This window comes from Halalkalibacter akibai JCM 9157 (genome assembly GCF_000513135.1).
Classification (GTDB): domain Bacteria; phylum Bacillota; class Bacilli; order Bacillales; family Bacillaceae_D; genus Halalkalibacter; species Halalkalibacter akibai.
Window position 1 is genome coordinate 95,760 of sequence record NZ_BAUV01000002.1, and the last position, 24,524, is coordinate 120,283.

The window sequence follows — 24,524 nt, forward strand, 5'->3', positions numbered from 1 at the left end:
AAGGGAGGAATTACAATATGCCATTAGATGCTGGTAGTATTGGTTTGTTAATTGGTCTTGCGATTTTATTAATTTTACTTGCTGTATTATTTACATTTGTTCCTGTAATGCTTTGGATTTCAGCGTTAGCTGCAGGGGTAAGAATTGGAATTTTTGAATTAGTAGGAATGAGATTACGTCGAGTCATTCCAGCTCGTGTTGTTAATCCGTTAATTAAAGCGGTAAAAGCGGGTCTAGATTTAAGCACTTCGAAGTTAGAAGGACATTACCTTGCTGGTGGTAACGTAGACCGTGTGGTTAATGCGTTAATTGCTGCGCAACGTGCAAATATTGATTTAAGCTTTGAGCGTGCTGCTGCAATAGATTTAGCGGGTCGTGACGTGCTAGAAGCAGTACAAATGAGTGTTAATCCAAAAGTAATTGAAACACCTTTTATTGCTGGTGTGGCAATGGACGGAATTGAAGTTAAAGCAAAAGCTCGTATTACAGTTCGTGCGAACATTGACCGTTTAGTCGGTGGTGCTGGTGAAGATACAGTAATTGCTCGTGTTGGTGAAGGGATTGTATCAACAATTGGTTCTGCTCATAATCACAAAAAGGTATTAGAAAATCCAGATATGATTTCTCAAACGGTATTATCAAAAGGTTTAGATGCTGGTACGGCATTTGAAATTCTCTCGATTGATATTGCTGATATTGATATCGGTAAAAACATCGGTGCTGAACTTCAAACTGATCAAGCAGAAGCTGATAAGAAGATTGCTCAGGCGAAAGCAGAGGAACGCCGTGCTATGGCCGTAGCGAAAGAACAAGAGATGAAAGCAAAAGTTGAAGAAATGCGTGCGAAGGTTGTGGAGGCTGAGGCTGAAGTTCCAATGGCATTATCGGAAGCGCTTCGCCAAGGACATATGGGTGTTATGGACTATATGAATTACCAAAATGTGATGGCTGATACAGATATGCGCGGTTCCATAAGTAAAGCAACTGATGGAGACTCGAGCAATCCAAAACAAGGTTAAGTGATGCCTCCCCTACGGATGAAAGGAGGAATGGCCGTTGTCTATTGAACAATTATTTGATTTTATTGCACAAAACTTCATTTTCGTTGCAGTTATCATCGGTGGGATAATCAGCATGCTTGGGCGATTGTCAGGTGCTGGTCAAGGGCAGCAAGAACAAGGTGGGCAACGTACCAATCAGCAACCGAGAAGGCAACAAGAGGAGCAAGTTGATTGGCGTGAGATTTTCAAGCAAGAGGAAAGAGAAACGTCCAAACCGATCGAGACGCAACAAGAAGTTTATTTCGAAGATCCTACTGTTTCTCGTCAACAAGAGTTACAAACTCAATATGAGGAAATGCAAAGGAAAAGAGAAAAGTCTTCAAGGAAAGTTAAAGAATTACGTAAGACAACTAGTCAAAACGAGGTCTATGAAAAGCGAGGACTCGATTTGCAGTTGAGTCAATTATCAAACCGAGAAGCAATGAAAGGTGTGGTATGGGCGGAAGTATTGGGTCGCCCAAGAGCCAAACAACCACACTCTACCTTTGTAAGAAAACGTTAAATTAAAAAAAGGCTTGTAACGCTAATAATTCATTAGTCTGTTACAGGCTTTTTTTACATAAGCTCTTTATGGGGATGATCCAAGTCAAAGTCGACTTGGATCATCCTTTTTTCTGCTTTTTAAAGTGATTCTTTGTGATATCCATGAATATACGATCATAAAGATTAGAAGAGAGGGGGTTCACACATGAAAAAGATGAGACAACAAATGAAGAATTGGATGACAAAGCAGATGCAGCTTCCTGCTGATGTCATGATGGACCTGCCGCGAATTACAATGATTGGCCAATTACATATTTATATTGAAAACCATCGCGGTGTATTACGTTTCTCAAATCAAGAGCTTCGCTTATTGCTTAAGCATGGGCAGCTATTAATAAAAGGTGATAATTTTGTTATTAAAACGATTTTGCCTGAAGAGTTATTGTTAGAAGGTCGTATTGATCAGGTACTTTATTTAGATGAACCACCTCGTACATAGCTGATATACAGCTATCGAAAGGTATACGCATGGTTAGAAGGGGGAAAACTAAAAAATGAAAAATAATTGGACTAACCATATTAATGGTTATGTGCGAGTGAGAATTGATGGCGATTATCCTGAACGATTTCTGAACAGGTGTATCGAACATAACATTGACATTTGGCAAATTAAAAGAATTGGCGATAAGAGGATCGTATGTTATATGGATTTTGAGGATGCTAAGCGCATTCGTCCATTATTAAGAATGACAGAGTGCAAAGTATCTTTTGTTCAACGCAATGGTCTTCCGTTTCTTTTTAAACGAATAATCAATCGTTCTGGCTTTTTAGCCGGAATTGTTGCTTTTTTAGCTATTATGTTTGTTCTATCAAATATGGTCTGGAATGTTGAAATAAAAGGTGCTTCACCTCAAGTGGAGCATGAGCTACGACAAGTAATAACAGAAATGGGGATAACAAGAGGTACATTCCAGTTTTCCTTACCCAGTGTTGAATTAATTCAACGGGATGTAACCGAGTTAGTAAAAGGGGCAACGTGGGTTGGTGTACGTCAAAAAGGGACGACCTTTGAATTTGAAGTGGTTGAACAGCAGTTACCTGAAGAAGCTGAGCGTCATAGTCCAAGACATCTAGTTGCAACAAAGAAAGCTATTATCCATAAAATTTTTGTAGAACATGGCCAAGCCGAAGTAAAACCAAATGATTTTGTGCGTAAGGGTGAGCGTTTGGTTTCGGGGTATATTGGTAAAAAAGATGCTGAAGATGAAGAAAAGGAATTAGTACCTGCCCAAGCTGTTGTTTTAGGAGAGATTTGGTACAAGTCTGAGGTTGCTATACCTTTGGAAAATAAGTTTACAACACTCACTGGTGAAAAAAAGCAAAAACACTATTTATCCATCTACGGAATAGACATACCTCTTTGGGGTTTTGGTAAAGTCAAATTTACCGATTATACGGAATTCCGTCATGAACGACCACTACAATTTTTTAGATGGTTGTTACCGATTAATTATAAAAGAACTGAAATTCTTGAAACCTTAGAATATGATCGAACGTATACAAAAGAAGAAGCTGTGAAAGCAGGTAGAGAAAGAGCTCGGACAGACCTTATGAAACATTTACCCCAAGACGCTGAAATCATTGGCGAAAAAGTTTTGCACGAAACAGTTGAGAATGGTAAAGTTAACTTAAGGATACATTACCAAGTAATAGAAGATATCACATCGGAGCAGCCGATTATCAAGGAGATTGAGTCTATTGACAGAAACGAAAATGATACAGCTAGAAGTCAAGAACGCCAATGAGACACAAGCACTTATTGGACCTAATGACAGACACCTTAAGCGAATGGAAGAACAACTTGATGTAACGCTTGTAACACGAGGTGAAGAGGTACAAGTTACTGGAGATGCAGCAAAGACAGAAATCGTTGGCAATGTAATTGCTACCTTAATTCAGTTAATCCGTAAAGGTATTTCTATATCAGAACGTGATGTAGTTTATGCAGTTCAATTAGCTCAAAATAATCGATTAGATGAATTGTTAGAGCTTTACGATGAAAAAGTAGCCACCAATGTTAAAGGGAAACCAATTATTGCGAAAACGTTAGGTCAACGACATTATGTATCCGCTCTAAGAAAGAAAGATATGGTTTTTGGTATCGGCCCAGCTGGAACTGGTAAAACCTACTTAGCTGTCGTCATGGCTGTTACTGCACTAAAAGACGGACATGTTAAAAGAATTGTATTAACAAGACCTGCTGTAGAAGCTGGGGAAAGTCTTGGATTTTTACCAGGTGACCTTAAAGAGAAAGTAGATCCTTACCTTCGTCCTCTATATGATGCTCTTCATGATGTTCTTGGGATGGAACAAACAACTCGTTTAATGGAACGTGGAACAATAGAGGTAGCTCCCTTAGCTTATATGAGAGGTCGAACATTGGATGATGCATTTGTAATTCTTGATGAAGCCCAAAATACGACAAAAGAACAAATGAAGATGTTCATAACAAGATTAGGTTTCGGATCGAAAATGGTAATAAATGGTGATTTAACTCAAATAGATTTGCCAAAAGGGAAAAAATCAGGGTTAAAAGTAGCGATTGAGATTCTAACAAACGTACAAGATATCGCTTTTATATTCCTTCAACAATCCGATGTTGTTCGTCATACGTTAGTTCAGCAGATTCTAAATGCTTATGAGCATAATGAAGAGTCTGTAGACAAGAATTAGGAAAATTACTTTCAAAGAAAGCCTTTGCCTAAGAGGCGTTTATAAGAAGACCCTCTTTAATAAATAAGAGGGTCTTCGTTTATAACAAAGTGTTAGGAATGTGAGGTGACGTACAAATGAAAAAAAGTTCTTCCATAGATCAGCAAAAATGGTGGAAAAGAGCAAGGGACCATCAATACATAAGAGGTTTTCTTTTTTTTATGATAGGCATTATTCTTTATGTTTTATTACTCGGAAATGTTTTGCCTGAAAAGTTAGACGTCCAACTATCTCAAATTGCTGAACAAGATATAAGATCGCCAATTACAATTGAGCATAAAACAGCAACCGAAGAACGTCGCAGCGCAGCTGTCGATGAAGTCAGTCCCGTTTACGAATTGAAAAGAGAATATGCTCAAAACCAAGTAAGAAAAGTTCATGATATATTTGATTTAGTAATTCAAGTCCGTACAGAAGCTGAGGCGGAGCAGGAAGCTATTCTTGAATCTGAAGAAACAGCAGAAGAGGCCTTAGATGAAGAAGAGATGCTGAGTCGCCAAGTTGAATTTGTGAAAGAAGTGCTATCTCCAAAAACGAGCAATGATCTTTCTGATGAAACGTTAATCACTTTCTTGCAAGCAACTGACTCTCAATTACAAATAGCAAGAGAAACAACAACGAATGCTGTGCATGAAATAATGAGTGTTAGAATTTCAATTCGAGATCTGTCAGAAGCAAAAGAAGAAGTGAAAAGTCAAATTGCGATTTCTACAGTAAGCCAAAATTTATTAGAAGCCATGAAAGAAACAGCTGAATTTGCCATCATACCTAATTACATATATGATGCGAATGCAACTGAGCAATTAAGACAAGAAACAGCAGAGAATGTTGAACCTGTCTTAATTCGTGAAGGTCAACTTCTTGTAAAAGAAGGTGAGTTGATCAGTCATGATATTTATGAGCAATTAAGGATGGTAGGATTACTAGATGATTCCTTTAATGTGTTTCCTTATATCGGCCTAGCTTTATTAGTTGGATTAATTATTAGTATGCTTTCTTATTACGTTAATGAAGCTAAAACATCTGTACAGAAAAACAATAGCCATTTATTAATGTTTTCATTAATTTTTGTTTCGACAGTTGTTCTAATGAAGATTACAAGTTTATTAGAGGGGTTAGAAATTCAAGGGATCGGTTTTGTTGTACCTGTTTCAATCGGTGCCATGCTAATCACATTACTAATTCATACAAGGCTTGCTTTATTTACGGGGATTATGTTTGCAGTAATAGGTAGTATTATGTTTAATAATGAGACAGTAGGAACCTTCCATTTTAGTTATGGGTTTTACATGTTATTTAGTTCATTTGCTGGCGCATATTTTCTAAGTAAATCTAACCGAATATCTAGAATACTAAGAGCTGGATTGTTTGTCTCATTTGTAAATATGGTTGCTGTATTAGCTCTATTATTTTTGAAAACTGTTCAAACTGGTTGGTTTGAAATTGGCATGCATATTGGTTTTGCTTTTCTTTCTGGCTTTGTAGCGGCTGTATTAACGATTGGATTGTTACCATTTTTTGAAGCGGGTTTTGGTATCTTATCAACTTCAAGATTAATTGAACTTTCGAGCCCGAACCATCCGCTTTTAAGAAAAATATTAGTAGAGGCGCCAGGGACATATCATCATAGTGTTGTGGTTGGGAATTTATCCGAGGCTGCTTGTGAATCCATTGGAGAAAATGGATTATTAGCAAGAGTAGGTTCTTATTATCATGATCTAGGAAAAACTAAACGTCCGCATTTCTTTATAGAAAACCAAATGAAAATGGAAAACCCCCATGATAAGATTTCTCCGCAGCTCAGTAGGACCATTATCATTGCGCATCCTTATGACGGGGCAGACTTGCTGCGTGAGTATAAAATGCCCAAAGAGATCATTGATATAGCTGAACAACATCATGGAACAACATTGTTAAAATTTTTCTATCACAAAGCTAATCAAGAATCTGAAAAAGACATTCCGGAATCACAATTTAGATATCCGGGTCCAAAGGCGCAAACGAAAGTATCGGCCATTGTCGGAATTGCTGATAGTGTTGAGGCAGCTGTAAGAACGATTCAAAAGCCAACACCAGACAAAATAGAAGCATTAGTCCGCAAAATCATACAAGACAAACTTGAAGATGGCCAATTTGATGAATCCGATTTAACACTGAAAGAACTAGATAAAGTAGCTGTATCTATTTGTGAGACATTAAAGGGAACGTTCCATCAACGTATTGAATATCCAGAAGATGTAAAAGGAAAAGGAGACAAAAAAGATGAACGTAACGGTTGATTTTAATGATGAGACAAGTGTGTTAACAGAGAAGCACCATGTACTTGTTGAAGAAGTAATCGTCAAGACGGCTGAAGCTGAGGGGCTTTCGGGTGAAGTGGAGGTTTCGGTAACAATCGTTGACGAAAAACGAATACAGGAAATCAACCGAGAATATCGAGATAAGGATCAACCCACTGATGTTATTTCCTTCGCATTAAATGAGCAGGGTGAGGGAGAATTACATTTAGTAGAGGACCTTAACATGCCGAATATTCTTGGTGATATCATTATTTCAGCTGCTCATATTCAGTCTCAAGCAGAGGAATATGGTCATTCCTTTGAACGAGAGTTGGGTTTCTTAGCTGTTCATGGCATGCTTCATTTATTAGGGTATGATCATATGACAGAAGCCGAAGAGAAGGAAATGTTCTCAAGGCAAGAGGACATCTTAGCTGCTTATGGGCTTACACGATAGAAATAAAAGAGGGTTTAAAAGGCTACTAAGATCGTTTATGTACGCTACACACGGCTTAATGTATGTAGTGAAAAATGAGCAGAACATGCAAATTCATCTTATTGTGACTGTGATCAGCTTAATAGCTGCTTTCTTATTGCAACTACCATTATTACATTGGGTTATATTATTATTAGTGATAGCTGGTATGCTATCATTGGAAATTATGAATACTGCGATTGAGAGAACAGTTGATTTAGTAACTGAAGAGTATCATCCTTTAGCAAAACGTGCCAAAGATATTTCAGCAGCAGCTGTATTTGTGTATTGTATTTTTGCTGTTGTTATTGGATTGATTATATTTATCCCTTCGATAATTCAATTGATTGGTTGAGAGGAGTACCCTCTGTCATGTGGAAAAGATTTCAAAAAAATATTATTGCTGGGATCATCTTTTTACTTCCAGCTATTGCAACAATTTATGTAATACAACTATTGTTTGGCCTTGTAGACTCATTTTTAGGCTCTTTTATTACAGATGTATTAAAAGCTCTCAACGTAATTACAACGGAAGAGGGACGAATCTATTTTCTAGGTGTGTATACACCATTTTCGGAACGTCTTCTTGGAATCGGATTTGTCTTAACTATTTTACTTATTACCTGGGTTGGTGCGATGCGCATCCAAGGGCGTGGGGTTAGAATATTTGGGACAATTGACCGTTCTTTTAGACGAATTCCAATTGCTAACTCTATTTACACTTCTGTTGAACAAGTCATTCACGCCTTTGCTCAAGAGCGTTCTTCGTTTAAAAATGTAGTTCTTGTTGAATATCCGAGAAAAGGTTTGTATACAGTTGGTTTTCAAACTGGGGAATCTCGAGGTGAAGTTCAGCGGGTGACATCTAGAGATTGCATAAACGTATTTTTACCTACGACACCAAATCCTACTTCTGGATGGCTTGTTTTAGTTCCAAGAGAAGATGTTATTGTGCTTAATATGACAGTGGAGCAGGGTCTGAAATTTATTATCTCTGGTGGAGTGGTTGTTCCTCCAGATGCAGGTTCAATTGTTGATGACATGGAAACGGAAGTTGATCATACAAATATGGTCGTACATGTACGTTCGAGAAGAAAGGATGATGAGGTTAAATGAATAAACAGGAATTAATAGTTGAAGCTAAAAAAGCAAGAGAACAAGCATATGTTCCATATTCAAAATTTCCAGTAGGCGCTGCTTTACTAATGGAAGACGGAACAACCTATTTAGGTGCGAATATAGAAAATGCCTCTTATGGTTTAACAAACTGTGCGGAGAGAACAGCTTTGTTTAAGGCTTATTCAGAAGGAAATAGAAAAGTAAAGATGATAGCTGTAGTTGCGGGAACGGAACGACCAGTCCCACCATGTGGCGCTTGTCGTCAAGTAATGGTAGAATTATGTCCACCCAACACAAAAGTAATACTGACTAACTTAAAAGGTGATGTAACAGAAATGACAGTGTCTGACTTGTTACCGGGAGCCTTTACTGCGGAGGATATGAATGAATAATCAAAAAGGATTTAAATCAGGTTTTGTCTCGATTATCGGGCGGCCTAATGTTGGAAAATCAACATTACTGAATCATGTAATTGGCCAGAAAATTGCCATTATGTCGGACAAGCCTCAAACAACAAGAAATAAAATTCAAGGTGTTTACACAAGCAATGAGTCTCAAATTGTTTTTATTGATACACCAGGGATTCACAAACCGAAACATAAATTAGGCGATTTTATGATGAAGGTAGCTCAAAACACGCTACGAGAGGTTGACTTAGTTTTATATGTAGTTGATGCTACAGAAGCATTTGGAAGTGGAGAAGAATTTATTATAGAAAAGTTAAAGGGTACTAAAACCCCTATTTTTCTAGTTATTAATAAAATTGATAAAATTCAACCTGATGATTTACTAGGTGTTATTGAAACTTATCGTACGAAATTGGATTTTAAAGAGGTTGTTCCTATTTCGGCTCTTCAGGGGAATAATGTTCCGACCCTTATGGAACAAATAACGAATTACTTAGAAGAAGGTCCTCAATATTATCCGAGTGACCAAGTAACGGATCATCCTGAAAGATTTGTTGTAAGTGAATTAATAAGAGAAAAAGTTCTTCACCTTACAAGAGAAGAGATCCCTCATTCAGTTGCTGTAAATGTAGAACAAATGAAAAAAAGAGAAAACACGGATACTGTATATATTGGTGCAACTATTATTGTAGAACGAACATCGCAAAAAGGAATTATTATTGGTAAGCAAGGATCGATGTTAAAAGAAGTAGGCCAAAGAGCTAGAGGAGACATTGAAGCACTATTAGGATCAAAAGTCTTTCTAGAACTATGGGTAAAAGTCCAAAAAGACTGGCGTAACAAAGCAGCCACCTAAGAGACTTCGGATTTAGAGACGATGAGTACTAGAGTTTCTTTAAAAAAGGTCGAACTTAACCTTTTTTAAAGAAACTCAGCGATGAGCGAAGCCTCTGCAAGATTTTAAGCAGTCTATAAGTGTTCTTCTTATAGACTGCGCGCAGAGAGCGAAGCCATCGCCGCGCCTATTTGGACAGAATCTACATAAAACCAAGCAAAGATATTTTTAAAATTGGCTCTATTCTCAAAGAGTCGTTGCTATCCTTCATAATGTAACTAACTGATAAGAGAAATGAAGAAAAACAACCAAGTAGCGAAAAGAGCCTTAAAATTTAAATGAATATTAATATAAACTTAACTTCTGCTGGGCGTCTGGCCGTTGTTTTTTTTTATTTAAAAGCTTATGATAATGATAACAACATGGTTTATAGAGCATCTTAAAAAGTCAAGCATAAGCAATTAACAATATTTCCATAACATGATTTCAAAAAAGTAGGTCATCATACAAGTATAGAGCGTTGAAGTCTTATGAAGAAGAAAGGTGGAATCTGATATGCTCGATTTTTCATGGAAAGTCTTTTCAATGACAGGAAATGTAGATACTTATTTATTGTTGAAAGAACTAGAGCGAGATTCAGACGAACAATTCGGACAAGAAGACATAGAGGAAATTGAAATAACAGACTCGCCAACGCATTAAGTATGTTGACACCTCACGAAGAATGTGTGGTGACAGAATGATTCAGAAAGTAGAAGGTATTGTAATTCGAACAACGGATTACGGAGAATCAAATAAAATAGTAACATTATTTACGCGGGAATTAGGAAAGCTCGGAGTGATGTCACGAGGAGCTAAAAAACCTAAGAATCGTTTGTCTGCGGCGTCCCAGTTATTTATGTATGGTACTTTCGTTTTTCAAAAAAGTACAGGGCTTGGAACTTTAAATCAGGCAGACATAACTCATTCTTTTCGGGAGGTTCGAAATGATTTGTTTCGAGCTTCCTATGCAACATACATAGTCGAACTAACAGATAAGCTAACAGAAGACAGACAAAGAAATCCTCATCTATTTGAACTGTTGTACCAAACGCTCTATTATTTAGATGAAGGTATAGATCCGGAAGTTCTTCTCCGGATTTATGAATTAAAAATGTTAGCTATTGCAGGAATTAAGCCGGAGCTTGATCAATGCGTAAGTTGTTCTTCTACAGAAGTTCCAACGGCTTTCTCGATTAAACATGCAGGTTTTTTGTGTCAGAACTGTCTGCATAAGGATGAAAGAGCCTTTGTTGTTTCAGCTCAAGTAGCAAGATTGTTGCGGTTGTTTTATTATTTCGATTTAAACAGAATGGGACAAATATCTTTAAAAAAAGAAACAAAGAAAGAGCTTCAACAAATTGTTACAGCTTATTATGACGAATACTCAGGATTACGTCTGAAATCTAGAAGATTTTTAGAACAGATGGAACGAATGGGTAATTTTGAATAGGATTGTTGACAGCTATGTTGAATTTCAGTATGATGCATATAATAACATATGGTGCATAGATGGTAAGGAGTATTTACATTCTTTCTAAGAAAGCGAACCTAGGGTGGTGTGAGCTAGGGCTTAGATATGTAAAGAAGGCAGACCGGAGCACATTCGTTGAAAGTGGTTAAAATGATTTTAGCAAAATCACTGACAGTGTTGCTAAATCATTTTAATAATTAGGGTGGAACCGCGGGATTAGCTCTCGTCCCTATGTCTAACAGGCATAGGGACGAGAGCTTTTTACTTTTAGCGAATGTTGAATGTAACTGTAATATAAAAGGAGGTAGTTGGAATGAATGTTCAAAATATGATTTTGACATTACAGCAATATTGGTCCAAACAGAATTGCATGATTATGCAAGCTTATGACACTGAAAAAGGGGCTGGAACAATGAGTCCTTTCACTCTTCTTAGAACAATTGGTCCTGAGCCATGGAATGTGGCGTATGTAGAACCGTCTCGTAGACCTGCTGACGGTAGATATGGGGAAAACCCAAATCGCCTTTATCAGCATCATCAATTTCAAGTGATTATGAAGCCTTCACCGATAAACATTCAAGAGCTTTATTTGAAAAGTCTAGAGGCTCTAGGAATAAATCCATTGGAGCATGATATTCGCTTTGTTGAAGATAACTGGGAAAACCCAACGCTTGGTTGCGCCGGACTTGGTTGGGAAGTTTGGTTAGATGGTATGGAAATTACGCAGTTTACTTATTTCCAACAAGTTGGTGGAATAGAAGCAAATCCAGTTTCCGCTGAGATTACATACGGGCTTGAACGACTCGCTTCTTATATTCAAGATAAAGAAAATGTATTTGATTTAGAGTGGGTTGAAGGGTTCACTTATGGAGATATCTTTAAGCAACCAGAATATGAACATTCTAAATATACGTTTGAAGTGTCTGATAGCCAAATGCTTTTCTCTTTATTTGGGACATATGAACAAGAAGCTAAGCGCGCACTAGACGAAAACTTAGTTTTCCCCGCTTACGATTATATTTTAAAATGCTCACATACATTCAACTTACTTGATGCACGTGGTGCTATTTCAGTTACTGAAAGAACCGGATATATTGGTCGTGTTAGAAACCTTGCTCGTACAGCTGCGAAGTTATATTATGACGAACGTGAACGTCTTGGTTTTCCGATGTTAAAGAAGGAGGGACTAAGTAATGAATAAACGAGATTTTTTACTTGAGGTTGGCTTAGAAGAATTACCAGCTCGTTTTGTTACAGACTCCATGAATCAACTTAAGGATAAAGTAGAAGCTTGGTTGAAAGAAGAACGACTAGATTATGATGCAATTAGTGCTTATGCAACGCCTAGAAGGTTAGCGGTTATGATCGAAGGGCTCGCAGAAAGCCAACCTGATATTGAAGAAGAAGCAAAAGGACCAGCAAAAAAGATTGCATATGATAATGAAGGAAACTGGTCAAAAGCGGCTATTGGTTTTGCGAGAGGGCAAGGCGTAAATCCAGATGATCTATTCTTCAAAGAGTTAAAAGGGATTGAATACATTTATGCAAATAAATTTGTGCAAGGAAAACAAACAGTTGAATTACTTCCTGCATTAAAAGAAATCATTACTTCTTTGCATTTTCCTAAAAACATGCGTTGGGGAAGTAATGACCTTCGCTTTGCTCGTCCGATAAGATGGTTAGTTGCTTTATATGGCAAAGAATTAATTCCTTTTTCAATTACTTCTATTGAAACTGGATCTAAGTCATTCGGACATCGCTTCCTAGGGAAGGAAATAGAGATTTCGGAACCAGCTGAATATAAATTTGCCCTATTAGGGGAGTATGTAATTGTCGATCCAGTGGAACGTAAAAGAGCGATTCGCAACCAAATTGAAGCGATGACTGAAGGAAATGACTGGATCATTCCAATTGATGAAGAACTCTTGGAAGAAGTAACACATTTAGTTGAATATCCAACTGCTTTATCAGGAGGATTTGATGAAAGTTTCCTAAAGTTACCTAAGGAAGTTCTCATTACTTCTATGAAAGAACATCAACGTTATTTCCCTGTTGAAAATAAAGAAGGTCAATTATTGCCTTTCTTCATCACTGTTCGCAATGGAGATCATCAGCATCTAGATAATGTCTCTAAAGGAAATGAAAAAGTTTTACGAGCAAGGCTTTCAGATGCAGCATTCTTTTATGCGGAAGATCAAAAATTAAACATCAATGATGCGTTGAACCGTCTAGAGCAAATTGTGTATCATGAAGAACTAGGCTCAATTGGTGACAAAGTTAGACGTGTCGGTATAGTGGTTCAACGTTTAAGTGAGCTTTTACAAGTGGATGAATCAACAAAAAAGGTAGCTACTCGTATTGCTGAAATTGCTAAATTTGATTTAGTAACACAAATGGTCGGCGAGTTTCCGGAACTTCAAGGAAGAATGGGAGAAGTTTATGCAGAGTTAGCTGGTGAGTCTAAAGAGGTTGCTACGGGGATTAATGAACATTATCAACCTCGTTTCTCGGGAGATGATAGTCCAACCACTTTAGCTAGTACGATTGTGAGCTTAGCAGAAAAATTAGATACCATCGTGACATGTTTTGCAATTGGTTTAATTCCGACTGGTTCCCAAGATCCTTATGCATTAAGAAGACAGGCAGCGGGAGTCGTTCAAATGATAAATGATCATCAGTTGGATGTCGAACTCGAACAATTGCTAACAGCTAGTCTTGAAGTAATAGAGAATCGCAAGTTGTTAAAACGTGAGTCTGAAGAAGTTAGAAAAGATTTAATAGACTTCTTTAAGTTGAGGGTTAGGGCATTAATACAGGATCAAGGAATTCAGTATGATGTTATCGACGCGGTATTCATGGATCAAATAGGTCATGTCCCAACCATTATGAAGAAGGCGAAATTAATATCGGAAGTTCGCGAAGAAGAAGCTTTTAAGAAGGTAGTTGAAGCATTAAGTCGTGTAACGAATATTTCTAAAAAGTCTAAGTCAGATGGAGAAATACAAACAGAATATTTTGAGAAAGATGAGGAAAAAGTTCTCTTTGAACACTATCTAAAGCTAAGAGTTCATGTTGAAGAGGCTTTACAACAAGGGGACGTTAAGTCAGCTTATCAAGCTTTAGCTAGTTCCGAACCTGTAATTAATCAATACTTTGACCATATTATGGTTATGACAGAAGATCTCAAAGTTCGCGATAATCGCCTTTATCAAATGAGAGAATTAGCAGCGGTTATTCAATCATTTGCACAATTCCAAGCAATTGTATTTGCTTAGAACCTGCTTTTAATCTGCTTTAGTGAGTAGTAGATGAGGGCTTTCATTGCTTGATCTACACTCACAGCTATACTTAAATCTTTCAAGTGGGCTTTCATTCGTATATAATAATTCTATATTAGTATGGCACTTTTTGTGCTAAGGACGGTGAAAACCAATCGAACTGACAAGCCGGCAAGAGCAAATTGTTAAGATTGTTAAAGAAAATGGTCCCATTACAGGAGAACAAATTGCTGAACAATTATCGCTTACACGAGCTACGCTAAGACCAGATTTAGCTATACTTACGATGTCGGGCTATTTAGACGCGAGGCCTAGAGTAGGTTATTTTTATACGGGCAAGTCTGGTACTCAGTTACTAGCAGATAAAGTGAAACACATTACCGTCAACGATTATCAATCAAGACCGGTCGTTGTTTCTCATTCTACGTCTGTCTATGATGCAATTTGTACGATGTTTCTAGAGGATGTCGGAACGTTGTTTGTAGTTGATGCACAGACGACATTGGTAGGGGTACTTTCGAGAAAGGATTTACTTAGAGCTAGTCTTGGTAAACAAACTTTAGAAACCATACCTGTAAGCATTATTATGACTAGAATGCCTAATATTACTGTTTGTAAAAAAGAAGACTTGATAATTGATGTAGCTAACAAATTGATTGATAAACAAATTGATGGATTACCTATAGTAGCAGAAGTGGACCGTGGTTCTGGCTTTGAAGTTGTCGGCCGCATCACAAAAACCAATATAACTGCTTTATTAGTTGATTTAGCTAACGATGAAATTATATAAGTAGTCTTAAGAGGGGGACTTAGGAATGGAATCGATTAAGCAGCGTCCTGTTGTCTATGTTGTTTCTGACTCAGTTGGTGAAACTGCTGAACTCGTTGTTAAGGCAGCTGCTAGTCAATTCAGTAGTGCAGGACTTGAAGTAAGACGTATTCCTTATGTTGAGGATAAAGAAACGATCGAAGAAGTGATTATTTTAGCTAAAAAAGCGAAAGCTCTCATCGCCTTTACTCTCGTTGTACCTGAAATTAAAGATCATTTAGTTCAATTAGCAGTTGAAGCGGGGGTGGATACAGTAGATATAATAGGACCAATGCTTGAAAAAATAGGTGCTCTAACTAATAAAGCGCCTAGATATGAGCCGGGCCTAATCTACCGTTTAGATGAAGATTATTTTCGTAAAGTGGAAGCAATTGAATTTGCTGTAAAATATGATGATGGAAGAGACCCAAGAGGCATAATTAGAGCCGATATAGTATTGATTGGGGTATCGAGAACATCAAAAACGCCATTATCACAATATCTTGCACATAAACGTCTTAAGGTAGCGAATGTACCACTTGTGCCTGAGGTTGAGCCACCAAAAGAATTATTTCATATTTCCCCCAAAAAATGTGTGGGGTTAAAAATTAGTCCTGAAAAGTTAAATGATATAAGAGCAGAACGCTTGAAAGCGCTTGGATTAAAAGCTCAAGCTAACTATGCTAATCTGGATCGAATTAAAGAGGAATTGGTTTATGCTGAGAAAATCATGCAAAGAATTGGGTGCCCTGTTATAGATGTTTCAAATAAAGCTGTCGAAGAAACAGCTAATCTAATTTCAAGTATGTTCTTAAAAAAATAATAATGATAAAGGGTATCTTGTGTTTAGCAGGATACCTTTTTTTATAAAAAACTAGAAGCATGAAAAGGCAAAAAAACTTTGTTTTGCTTGGAACGGCTTTTTAAGTTGGTATGAAGTCTAGAAATTGAGAGGATTAATATGAGGTTTTTTTACTATGCAAAGCAGGAAAAGTTGCGTATAATAGAGAATTGTGATTCTAAAGCATTGATTTTTTAGTCATAAACAAAAAAAGAACAAATAAATTTTAAAAGTCAAGACTTTTTCTTCGTTTTTTGGTAATGATAGTAAGGATAAAAGAACGAATCAAGTTGAGTTTGCTTCGTTCGACAAATATCTACGAAATTCTTTTAAATACTTGCAGGATTTTCGAGAGGAATGTTGAATTCAACTATTATGAATCCTTTAGAACAAATCGTATACGTTGATGCAGACGCTTGTCCAGTAAAAAATGAGATAGTAGACATTTGTGAGTCCTTAAATGTGAAAATGGTATTTGTTTCATCGTATGCCCATACATTAACGTTACCTTCAACTGCTCAAATAGTTACAGTCGATAATGAGAAAGAAGCAGCAGATTTATACTTGGTTAATAAATCAAAAAAAGGGGACGTCTGTGTGACTCAGGATCATGCCCTTGCTTCGATTCTACTTTCTAAAGGGGTAGTTGCGATTTCGCCACGTGGATACCTTTTCAGGGAGGAAACGATTTCGCAGTTGCTCGATGCTAGATATTTATCGCAGAAACAAAGAAGAATGGGTGGGAAAACCAAAGGGCCGAAAGCTTTTCAGCAAACAGACCGTGTTAAGTTTACTGAACAGTTATTAAAAATTCTTTCGAAAAAAGAAGGATCATAGCAAAAAAGCACGAATTAAAAAGACTTGTGATGGTGATGGCGTAATGAGCATAAGGATACCGGATGAACAGGTTGAGCTTATTAGGCGTTCAGCGGATATTGTCGAAGTTATTAGTGATTATGTACAACTAAAAAAGCAAGGTCGACAGTATATTGGATTATGTCCCTTTCACGGCGAAAAGTCACCTTCTTTTTCAGTTTCTCCTGATAAGCAACTATATCATTGTTTTGGTTGCGGTGCAGGAGGGAATGTTTTTTCTTTCTTAATGGAATTAGAAGGATTAACGTTTATCGAATCTGTTCGAAAACTCGGTACAAAGTTAAATATTGATTTGCCAGAAGAAAGCTCCTCATTGAATTCAAGTGACACTCCTCATGAAAAGATGCGGAGCGCACATGAATTAGCAGCTAAACTTTTCTATCATGTGCTAACTCTCACGGAACAAGGGGCATTAGGACGTGAATATGTAAAAGAAAGAGGGTTTACGAGGGAACAAATAGAACATTTTCAAATTGGATTTGCACCAGATAGGTGGGATGCATTAACAACTATCTTAAAAAAGCGCGAATTTTCTCTTGATCTCATGGTTCAGGCTGGATTGCTTGGAGAAAGAGAGTCTAAGGATGGGTATTTTGATCGTTTTAGGAACCGTTTGATGTTTCCAATTTGGGACGGTCAAGGTAAGGTTATTGCATTTGGTGGCCGGACCATTTCAGATGAGAAACCGAAATACCTAAATAGCGCTGAAACTCCTATTTTTCACAAAGGTCAGACGTTATACGGTTTGCATTTAGCTAGACCATCTATTCGAAAAGAAGGCACCGTCATCTTATTTGAAGGTTATGTCGATGTTATTGCAGCATGGGGAGCAGGTTTTACGAATACGATTGCGACTCTTGGTACTGCTTTAACCGAAGAACAAGCCAAAATTATTAGAAGAAATGCAGAGACCGTCTTAATCTGTTATGACTCAGACCAAGCTGGTATTAATGCTGCTTTTAAATCAGCAAACATACTTGAGCAAGTTGGTTGTATGATCAAGGTTGCTGATATGCCAGAGGGAATGGACCCCGATGACTATATTCGTACATACGGTGCAGATCGCTTTAAATCGGATGTAATAGGGGCAAGTTTAACGTTCATGTCGTTTAAAATGCGATATATGCGTAGAGGTAGAAATTTGGCTAATGAAGCCGAAAGAATGCGCTATATTGAAGAAGTTCTTGCTGAAATTGCTACATTGCCAAGAGCGGTGGAAAGAGATCACTATTTGCGACAAATAGCAGATGAGTTCTCTTTATCGCTAGAAGCTTTAAAGCAGGAACAGTATCAAATTTTTCGTTCTAAACGAAAAGAAAATCAGTTTACACCTGAGCAACAAAAACCAATAACACCCCGAAAAACGTTTGAAACCAAGAAGTTATTACCTGCTTACCAGAACGCTGAGCGATTTTTACTTGCACATATGATGAAAGATGTTGAAGTAGCAGATCTTGTACAAGAACGGATAGGTGGAGAATTTAATATTGATGAACATCAGGCAATAGCTGCTTATCTTTTTGCATATTATGGAGAGGGAAATGAATCAAATCCCGCTCAATTTATACAAAGTTTAAGAGATGATAAGTTGGTTCGAACTGCAACTGAACTTGCTATGCTCTCAGTTAATGAACAATATGAGGAACAAGAACTTATTGATTATATGAAACAGATTGAAACTTATCCAAAGCGGGTACAAATACAAGAAAAGGAACTTGAAATGAAACGCGAACAAGATCCTTTACAAGCTGCAAAGCTACTAATGGAAATTAACCGCATGAAACAAGAGCTTTACTAAAGTATTTGTCAACAAAGAGGCTTTGGTTGTGAACAATGGAAGGAGGGGATCGAATGGCAGATAAACCATTACGTCCGTTAGCGGAAGGTGAATTGTCTATCGATCAAGTAAAAGAACAATTAGTGGAGATTGGTAAAAAGAGGGGGGTTCTTACGTATGCAGAGATTACAGAGAAACTTGCAGCGTTTGACCAGGACTCTGATCAGATGGATGAGTTCTTCGAATATTTAGGAGAACAAGGGGTTGAAATCCTTAACGAAACGGATGATGTACCTAATCTTCAACAAGCAGTAAAAGAGGAAGAAGAATTTGATCTAAATGACTTAAGTGTACCACCTGGAATAAAAATTAACGATCCTGTCCGTATGTATCTAAAGGAAATTGGTCGCGTTCCCCTTCTCTCGGCTGAAGAAGAAATTGAGCTTGCTAAACGAATTGAGCAAGGCGACGAAGAAGCGAAAAGACGATTAGCTGAAGCGAATTTACGTCTAGTTGTTTCCATTGCCAAACGTTATGTAGGTAGAGGAATGTTGTTCCTAGATTTAATTCAAGAGGGTAATATGGGCTTAATTAAAGCCGTTGAAAAGTTTGACTATGAAAAAGGATATAAGTTTAGTACCTATGCTACATGGTGGATTAGGCAAGCAATTACACGTGCCATTGCGGACCAAGCTCGTACCATTCGTATTCCTGTTCATATGGTTGAAACAATTAACAAGCTTATTCGTGTCCAACGTCAGTTACTTCAAGACTTTGGTCGTGAGCCTACACCTGAAGAGGTGGCTCAAGAAATGGATTTAACACCTGATAAAGTTCGTGAGATTCTGAAAATTGCTCAAGAACCTGTATCGCTAGAAACGCCAATTGGAGAGGAAGACGACTCTCACTTAGGTGATTTTATTGAAGATCAAGAGGCTCTGGCACCGTCAGACGCAGCCGCCTATGAACTGTTAAAAGAACAACTTGAGGACGTTCTTGATACATTAACAGATCGTGAAGAAAACGTATTACGTTTACGCTTTGGACTTGATGATGGACGTACGCGAACGTTAGAAGAAGTAGGAAAAGTATTTGGGGTTACCCGTGAACGTATCCGCCAAATTGAAGCAAAAGCACTAAGAAAATTGCGTCATCCTAGTCGAAGCAAGCGGTTAAAAGATTTCCTAGAATAAAGTGCATTGGAATATAAAATTCAACTGGTCTTGTTCAAAATTAGCGTACAAAGGGGTACTTTGTATTAGTTAGTTGAGAACAGGCCTTTTGAGTTTTCTGTAGTTCTGCTTGGAGGAGAAAATGGACAAGCAAAGAAAAGAAATCATTTTAAAAGAAATAAAGTATTGGAAAGAAACTAAATTATTGCCTGAAAAGTATTGCGATTTTTTAATTACTCTCTACACAGAGGGTGACCAAGCAGATAATGAATCAAGCATTAAGAAAAATTCACCATTGCAAGCCATTTTAATATTCCTTTGCATCCAAGCAATGTTTCTATTAGCTATTCTTGTCATTTATTTTACTGATTTTTCGATTGTATTGCAAATGGGTATCGTGGTTTTTATTGCAATGACTATCATCATTATTGCGAGAAAAACGTCAAATGAACTGTTATTTAGCTTATATTGTATGAATGCAGCGTTTATTATTTTTTTATTGACGATACATATCGTCTTACTATTCGCTAATAATAGCACCGTTAGTTTAATAGTAGCCATTTTAGCTCATTGCCTAGTATGGTTTTATATTGGTTGGAAATGGTCTATACGATTCTTTACAATTGCAGCTGTTTTAACATTACTTTTCTTGGTTATTTTTCTCCTGAGATAAAAGAGTGACAAAAAAAGCAAAAAACAGAAGTATCCCTTTTCATTGTGGTTAATTTCAAGTAGAATGAGAAGGGAATCTTTAAGCGTCTACATAGCTGTTTGACGATATGTGTTGATCCGATATAACTAAAAGGAGGATAAGACGATGAAGGGAAGACCACTATTACCATTTGCAGTTACTGCAGTTATCGGTATTCTGTTAATGGTTGCTCTTTCTTTTGTAGGACTGAATCAACGTGCTGAAATGAACGCAGATCCTGCAGAAGAGGCAGAAGAAGTAACAGAATTTGAAGATCCAGTAAGTGCTGGTCGTGATCTAGCTCAACAATCTTGTATTGGCTGTCATGGTGGAGATTTAGGTGGCGGTGCAGGTCCGGGTTTAACAGGCCTTGAAGGAAAATATTCTGTTGATGAGATTGCTGACATCATCACAGGTGGTTATGGTTCAATGCCAGCTATTTCTAACCTAAATGATGTAGAAGCTGACGCTATTGCGCAATATTTATTAGCTGAATCTGAATAATAACGAAAAAGACGAGAGCAGAGAAACTCTCGTCTTTTCTTTTATCTCATCAGTTGAAATCACGACCTAATATAGTTAGTATGAAAAGAAAATAGTGATAGGTGATAAAATGAATGAAAAACAATTATCTGAACGGTTAATTAAAGTAGCTAGTTACGTTCCAAAAGGAGCAAAAGTAGCGGATATTGGATCAGATCATGCATACTTGCCATGTTATTTATGCTTACAAGACCCAAGCATCAGAGCAATTGCTGGAGAGGTAAATGAAGGCCCTTTTCAATCTGCACAAAATCAAGTTATAAGAGTTGGTTTAGCGGATAGGATTGAAGTAAGGAAAGGAAATGGTTTGGCCGTTCTTGAACAGGGAGAAGTTGATACTATTACGATTGCTGGTATGGGCGGCGGTCTCATTGCCACCATATTAGATGAAGGAATAAACAAGTTAGAAGGAGTCACAACTTTAATATTACAACCAAATGTTAGTGCCGATTTAATTAGACATTGGTTAAGAAAACATGGCTGGTTTCTGTATTCAGAAGATATCATAGAAGAAGATGACAAAATATATGAAATTCTTGTTGCAAAGCCCGGAGATGACAAAGAGCTTTATAAGGAGCAGACTCAAGAAAAATTACTTTTAGGCCCTTATCTTATGAAAGAACGAAACGAGGCTTTCAAGAAAAAGTGGAGCTATGAACTAGCAAATTGGCAAAGGATCTTAAAGGAGTTTGATAAAGCTTCAGGTAACGATCAAATTGAACAGAAACGAACTGAGCTAAACAGACTAATTAACACGGTGCAGGAGGTTTTAAAATGAGAAAGTACATAAACGGACAAGCTGTTATCCAACATTTTGAAATGTGGTCACCGAAGTCATATGCAGTTGAAGGTGATAAGAATGGATTAATGGTAGGAACATTAAATAAACAAGTAAAGAAAATAATGATTGCCTTAGATGTGCTTGAAGATGTAATGGATGAAGCGATTGAAGAACAAGTCGATTTAATCATTGCTCATCATCCCTTATTGTTTCGCCCGCTAAAGAAAATTGATGTTGATACCCCTCACGGAAGAATTGTTGCCAAAGCGATTAAACATGATATTACAATTTACGCTGCTCATACCAATTTAGATATAGCAAATGGGGGCGTAAACGATATGATGGCTGAAGCGCTAAATTTAAAAAATTTAGAGGTTCTAGCTCCAACACAAACGATTCCATTAAAGAAAATAGTTGTTTTTACTCCGAAAACGCATGAGAAGGAACTAAGAGAAGCGCTAGGTAAAATTGGTGCAGGTCATATTGGAAACTACAGTCATTGTACGTTTAATACCATTGGGACTGGGATGTTTAAGCCCGAAGAAGGATCTAATCCGTTTCTTGGCCAACAAGGTGACCTAGAGGAAGTGGAGGAGGTAAAGGTAGAAACCATTATTCCAAGCAACCTGCAGAAGAAAGTTGTTTCTACGATTTTAAAAACACATCCGTATGAAGAACCTGCATTTGATATATATCCATTAGATAATAAAGGGGAAGTTTTAGGGTTGGGAAGAGTTGGTGTTCTTCCAAATGAAATGACTCTTGCAGATTTCGCAGAGTATGTGAAGAAGGCATTTGATGTAACAGGAGCACGAGTCGTTGGAAACTTGCAAGCACCTATTAAAAAAGTAGCCGTTCTAGGTGGCGATGGGAATAAGTATATGAAGGATGCCATTATGAAAGGTGCGGATGTGTTCGTTACAGGTGATGTCTACTATCATGTTGCTCATGACGCGATGATGGATGGATTAAACATTGTGGATCCAGGTCATAATGTGGAAAAGGTTATGAAAGAAGGAGTGAAAAAGAAATTAGATCACTTCCTAATTGAAAAGCGCTATGAAACAAAGGTAATTGCATCTAAGCTGAATACAGATCCTTTTCAATTTGTGTGAAAAAAAGGTTCACCCGAAAGTATCAATTATCCTTTCGGGAGAACCTTAATAGTTTCACTATTGTTTTGCTGCTTTAACTTTTGGAAGAATCTTTTGAAGAGCAACTTTGCGTTCAAGTACCCAAGTAGATTCATCATCTGGAGAGTAACCCTCTAAGAAGGTAATCACTTCCTTAGTGATTGGAGTTGGAGTGGAAGCACCTGATGTTACTCCTACTGTTTCAACACCTTCTAACCATTCTAGCTTTATTTCGGATATGTCACCAATTCGGTAAGCGGTTGTTCCAGCGATTTGTTCAGAAACTTGAGCAAGCCGATTCGAATTATTACTCTTAGGATCTCCGACTACAATTACCAAATCGCATTCTTTAGCTTGTTCTGCTACCGCTTCTTGACGAACTTGTGTGGCAAGACAAATCTCATTATGAACTTCAGCTGATGGATAAGCTTTCATGGCTTTTTTCATGATGTCACTTACATCCCACTGGCTCATTGTTGTTTGATTTGTGATGATAATTTTTTCTGTTGTAATTGCCAGTTGTTCAACATCTTCAACCGACTCAACAAGATGAACAGAGTTTGGAGCAACACCTATCGCCCCTTCTGGTTCTGGATGTCCTTTTTTACCTACATAGATAATTTCATAACCATTGGCAACCTGTTCTTTTATTAAGTCGTGAGTTCGGGTAACATCAGGACATGTTGCATCCACTACGGTTAATCCTTTTTCTTTAGCAAGCTTTCGTACTTCAGGAGATACCCCGTGAGCGGTAAAGATGACAGTACCTTTATCGACTTGTTTTAAGATCTCAACACGATTCTCACCATCTAAAGAAATGATTCCTTCTTCTTCAAAGGCATCTGTAACGTGCTTGTTATGAACAATCATTCCTAAAATATAAATAGGTCTAGGTAAGTCCAAGTTTGCTGCTGCTTGTCTTGCAAGAACCATTGCATCTACAACACCGTAGCAATATCCTCTTGGAGAGATTTTTTTTACTTTCATGAGACGCTCCTACTAGTAGAATTACTCGTTCAAGTATTCTTCTAAAAAAAGAATAGCACCATCCGTATGTACGAATGGTGTATGCTTTTAACATATTTAGTATAAAGGAGATTTCATTCGCTGACAATGCTTACGCTTCTTTTAACTCTGTAAGGGCATCGTCAATGAATTCGTATGCTTGCTCCTCGGTCATATCATTCACTAGTACTAACTCACTCACAATCATTTGGCGAGCTTTCTGAAGGTGGTTACGGTCTTGGATGTGGAGGCCATTTGCCCGTTCTGTTTGTTTCCTAGAAAGGGAAGAAATCAAGTGAGCTGCATCAATAATAGAGCCGCTCTTCAAGAGATTTTCAGTTTCACGAGAAAAATGACTTGTCGACGGTGGAATTTCTGGTCCGTTTTGAAGCGCGTCTACAAGTGAATCTAACTCTGATTGGTCTATAATCTTACGCAAACCTGAATCATTGATTTTGGTCTCGGGTAGCATAAGCTTTACATCAACGAGTGGAAAATTAAGAATGAAGTAAGAGTGAGTTTCTCCTAAAACATCCTTTTCTTCAATATCTTGAATTGTTCCAGCACCGTGATAAGGATAGACTACGTGGTCGCCAACTTTAAACATGGGCATTCCTCCAATCGGGTAGTAATCACATTATAACACAAAAAAAAACAAAAGTAAATTTTACTATC

At 37.4% G+C, this 24,524-nt stretch carries 25 protein-coding genes and 1 pseudogene; 24 read left to right on the forward strand and 2 right to left on the reverse strand.

Annotated features, from left to right (window positions below; genetic code table 11):
• Nucleotides 1-17: 17 nt before the first annotated feature.
• The 24 genes and pseudogenes from floA to JCM9157_RS01950 all read left to right on the forward strand — a co-directional run bounded on the left by floA (nt 18) and on the right by JCM9157_RS01950 (nt 22,826).
• The gene (floA, locus tag JCM9157_RS01840) at nt 18-1,019 is read left to right on the forward strand and encodes a flotillin-like protein FloA (RefSeq protein WP_035661473.1); all 1,002 of its coding nucleotides are present in this window, start codon (nt 18-20) and stop codon (nt 1,017-1,019) included.
• A 37-nt stretch (nt 1,020-1,056) separates the two neighbouring features.
• Nucleotides 1,057-1,563: a YqfB family membrane protein gene (locus tag JCM9157_RS01845; protein WP_035661476.1), complete on the forward strand. Its 507-nt coding sequence runs from the start codon at nt 1,057-1,059 to the stop codon at nt 1,561-1,563.
• A 186-nt stretch (nt 1,564-1,749) separates the two neighbouring features.
• Entirely contained in the window at nt 1,750-2,043 is a 294-nt protein-coding gene (gene yqfC, locus JCM9157_RS01850; RefSeq protein ID WP_035661477.1) for a sporulation protein YqfC, read from the forward strand.
• A gap of 55 nt (nt 2,044-2,098) precedes the next feature.
• Complete coding sequence (gene yqfD / locus JCM9157_RS01855; protein WP_052012887.1) at nt 2,099-3,349, forward strand: sporulation protein YqfD; 1,251 nt, start codon at nt 2,099-2,101, stop codon at nt 3,347-3,349.
• Complete coding sequence (locus JCM9157_RS01860) at nt 3,303-4,277, forward strand: PhoH family protein (protein ID WP_035661479.1); 975 nt, start codon at nt 3,303-3,305, stop codon at nt 4,275-4,277. Before yqfD ends, JCM9157_RS01860 begins: the two co-directional genes overlap by 47 nt.
• A gap of 116 nt (nt 4,278-4,393) precedes the next feature.
• The gene (locus JCM9157_RS01865) at nt 4,394-6,595 is read left to right on the forward strand and encodes an HD family phosphohydrolase (RefSeq protein WP_035661482.1); all 2,202 of its coding nucleotides are present in this window, start codon (nt 4,394-4,396) and stop codon (nt 6,593-6,595) included.
• Complete coding sequence (gene ybeY, locus JCM9157_RS01870; RefSeq protein ID WP_035661484.1) at nt 6,579-7,052, forward strand: rRNA maturation RNase YbeY; 474 nt, start codon at nt 6,579-6,581, stop codon at nt 7,050-7,052. The genes JCM9157_RS01865 and ybeY overlap by 17 nt, the downstream gene beginning before the upstream one ends.
• Entirely contained in the window at nt 7,036-7,425 is a 390-nt protein-coding gene (locus tag JCM9157_RS01875; RefSeq protein WP_035661486.1) for a diacylglycerol kinase family protein, read from the forward strand. Before ybeY ends, JCM9157_RS01875 begins: the two co-directional genes overlap by 17 nt.
• A 17-nt stretch (nt 7,426-7,442) precedes the next feature.
• Nucleotides 7,443-8,186, forward strand: a complete 744-nt coding sequence (locus tag JCM9157_RS01880; RefSeq protein WP_035661488.1) for a DUF502 domain-containing protein — start codon at nt 7,443-7,445, stop codon at nt 8,184-8,186.
• On the forward strand, nt 8,183-8,581 hold the full coding sequence (locus tag JCM9157_RS01885) for a cytidine deaminase (RefSeq protein WP_035661492.1): 399 nt from the start codon (nt 8,183-8,185) through the stop codon (nt 8,579-8,581). The genes JCM9157_RS01880 and JCM9157_RS01885 overlap by 4 nt, the downstream gene beginning before the upstream one ends.
• A pseudogene (era, locus tag JCM9157_RS01890) lies at nt 8,574-9,484 on the forward strand (GTPase Era). The gene JCM9157_RS01885 and the pseudogene era overlap by 8 nt, the downstream one beginning before the upstream one ends.
• A gap of 502 nt (nt 9,485-9,986) precedes the next feature.
• Nucleotides 9,987-10,133: a YqzL family protein gene (locus tag JCM9157_RS23770; protein WP_081734003.1), complete on the forward strand. Its 147-nt coding sequence runs from the start codon at nt 9,987-9,989 to the stop codon at nt 10,131-10,133.
• Between the two features lie 37 nt (nt 10,134-10,170).
• Nucleotides 10,171-10,923, forward strand: a complete 753-nt coding sequence (recO, locus tag JCM9157_RS01895) for a DNA repair protein RecO (RefSeq protein WP_035661494.1) — start codon at nt 10,171-10,173, stop codon at nt 10,921-10,923.
• A gap of 334 nt (nt 10,924-11,257) precedes the next feature.
• The gene (glyQ, locus tag JCM9157_RS01900; RefSeq protein WP_035661496.1) at nt 11,258-12,145 is read left to right on the forward strand and encodes a glycine--tRNA ligase subunit alpha; all 888 of its coding nucleotides are present in this window, start codon (nt 11,258-11,260) and stop codon (nt 12,143-12,145) included.
• Nucleotides 12,138-14,219, forward strand: a complete 2,082-nt coding sequence (glyS, locus tag JCM9157_RS01905) for a glycine--tRNA ligase subunit beta (RefSeq protein WP_035661498.1) — start codon at nt 12,138-12,140, stop codon at nt 14,217-14,219. The genes glyQ and glyS overlap by 8 nt, the downstream gene beginning before the upstream one ends.
• Before the next feature lie 157 nt (nt 14,220-14,376).
• The gene (ccpN, locus tag JCM9157_RS01910) at nt 14,377-15,012 is read left to right on the forward strand and encodes a transcriptional regulator CcpN (RefSeq protein WP_035661501.1); all 636 of its coding nucleotides are present in this window, start codon (nt 14,377-14,379) and stop codon (nt 15,010-15,012) included.
• Between the two features lie 25 nt (nt 15,013-15,037).
• Nucleotides 15,038-15,853: a pyruvate, water dikinase regulatory protein gene (locus JCM9157_RS01915; protein ID WP_035661503.1), complete on the forward strand. Its 816-nt coding sequence runs from the start codon at nt 15,038-15,040 to the stop codon at nt 15,851-15,853.
• A gap of 375 nt (nt 15,854-16,228) precedes the next feature.
• On the forward strand, nt 16,229-16,708 hold the full coding sequence (locus JCM9157_RS01920) for a YaiI/YqxD family protein (protein WP_035661506.1): 480 nt from the start codon (nt 16,229-16,231) through the stop codon (nt 16,706-16,708).
• A gap of 43 nt (nt 16,709-16,751) precedes the next feature.
• Nucleotides 16,752-18,545, forward strand: coding sequence for a DNA primase (dnaG, locus tag JCM9157_RS01925; RefSeq protein WP_035661509.1), 1,794 nt, complete (start codon nt 16,752-16,754; stop codon nt 18,543-18,545).
• A gap of 53 nt (nt 18,546-18,598) precedes the next feature.
• The gene (gene rpoD / locus JCM9157_RS01930; protein WP_035661512.1) at nt 18,599-19,717 is read left to right on the forward strand and encodes an RNA polymerase sigma factor RpoD; all 1,119 of its coding nucleotides are present in this window, start codon (nt 18,599-18,601) and stop codon (nt 19,715-19,717) included.
• Between the two features lie 121 nt (nt 19,718-19,838).
• A complete protein-coding gene (locus tag JCM9157_RS01935) occupies nt 19,839-20,369 on the forward strand; it encodes a hypothetical protein (RefSeq protein ID WP_035661514.1) in 531 nt (176 codons plus the stop codon).
• A gap of 144 nt (nt 20,370-20,513) precedes the next feature.
• Nucleotides 20,514-20,891, forward strand: coding sequence for a cytochrome c550 (gene cccA, locus JCM9157_RS01940; protein WP_035661517.1), 378 nt, complete (start codon nt 20,514-20,516; stop codon nt 20,889-20,891).
• 109 nt (nt 20,892-21,000) lie between these two features.
• Nucleotides 21,001-21,708 carry a tRNA (adenine(22)-N(1))-methyltransferase gene (locus JCM9157_RS01945; RefSeq protein WP_035661520.1) on the forward strand — a complete coding sequence of 236 codons (708 nt, stop codon included), beginning with the start codon at nt 21,001-21,003 and terminating at the stop codon, nt 21,706-21,708.
• Nucleotides 21,705-22,826, forward strand: a complete 1,122-nt coding sequence (locus tag JCM9157_RS01950; RefSeq protein WP_035661523.1) for a Nif3-like dinuclear metal center hexameric protein — start codon at nt 21,705-21,707, stop codon at nt 22,824-22,826. The genes JCM9157_RS01945 and JCM9157_RS01950 overlap by 4 nt, the downstream gene beginning before the upstream one ends.
• A 57-nt stretch (nt 22,827-22,883) precedes the next feature.
• Here the strand turns inward: JCM9157_RS01950 and JCM9157_RS01955 are convergent, their stop codons facing one another.
• Both JCM9157_RS01955 and JCM9157_RS01960 read right to left on the reverse strand, forming a co-directional pair.
• Nucleotides 22,884-23,831, reverse strand: coding sequence for a 4-hydroxy-3-methylbut-2-enyl diphosphate reductase (locus JCM9157_RS01955; RefSeq protein WP_035661526.1), 948 nt, complete (start codon nt 23,829-23,831; stop codon nt 22,884-22,886).
• Between the two features lie 130 nt (nt 23,832-23,961).
• Nucleotides 23,962-24,456, reverse strand: a complete 495-nt coding sequence (locus JCM9157_RS01960; RefSeq protein WP_035661528.1) for a CarD family transcriptional regulator — start codon at nt 24,454-24,456, stop codon at nt 23,962-23,964.
• Nucleotides 24,457-24,524 lie beyond the last annotated feature (68 nt).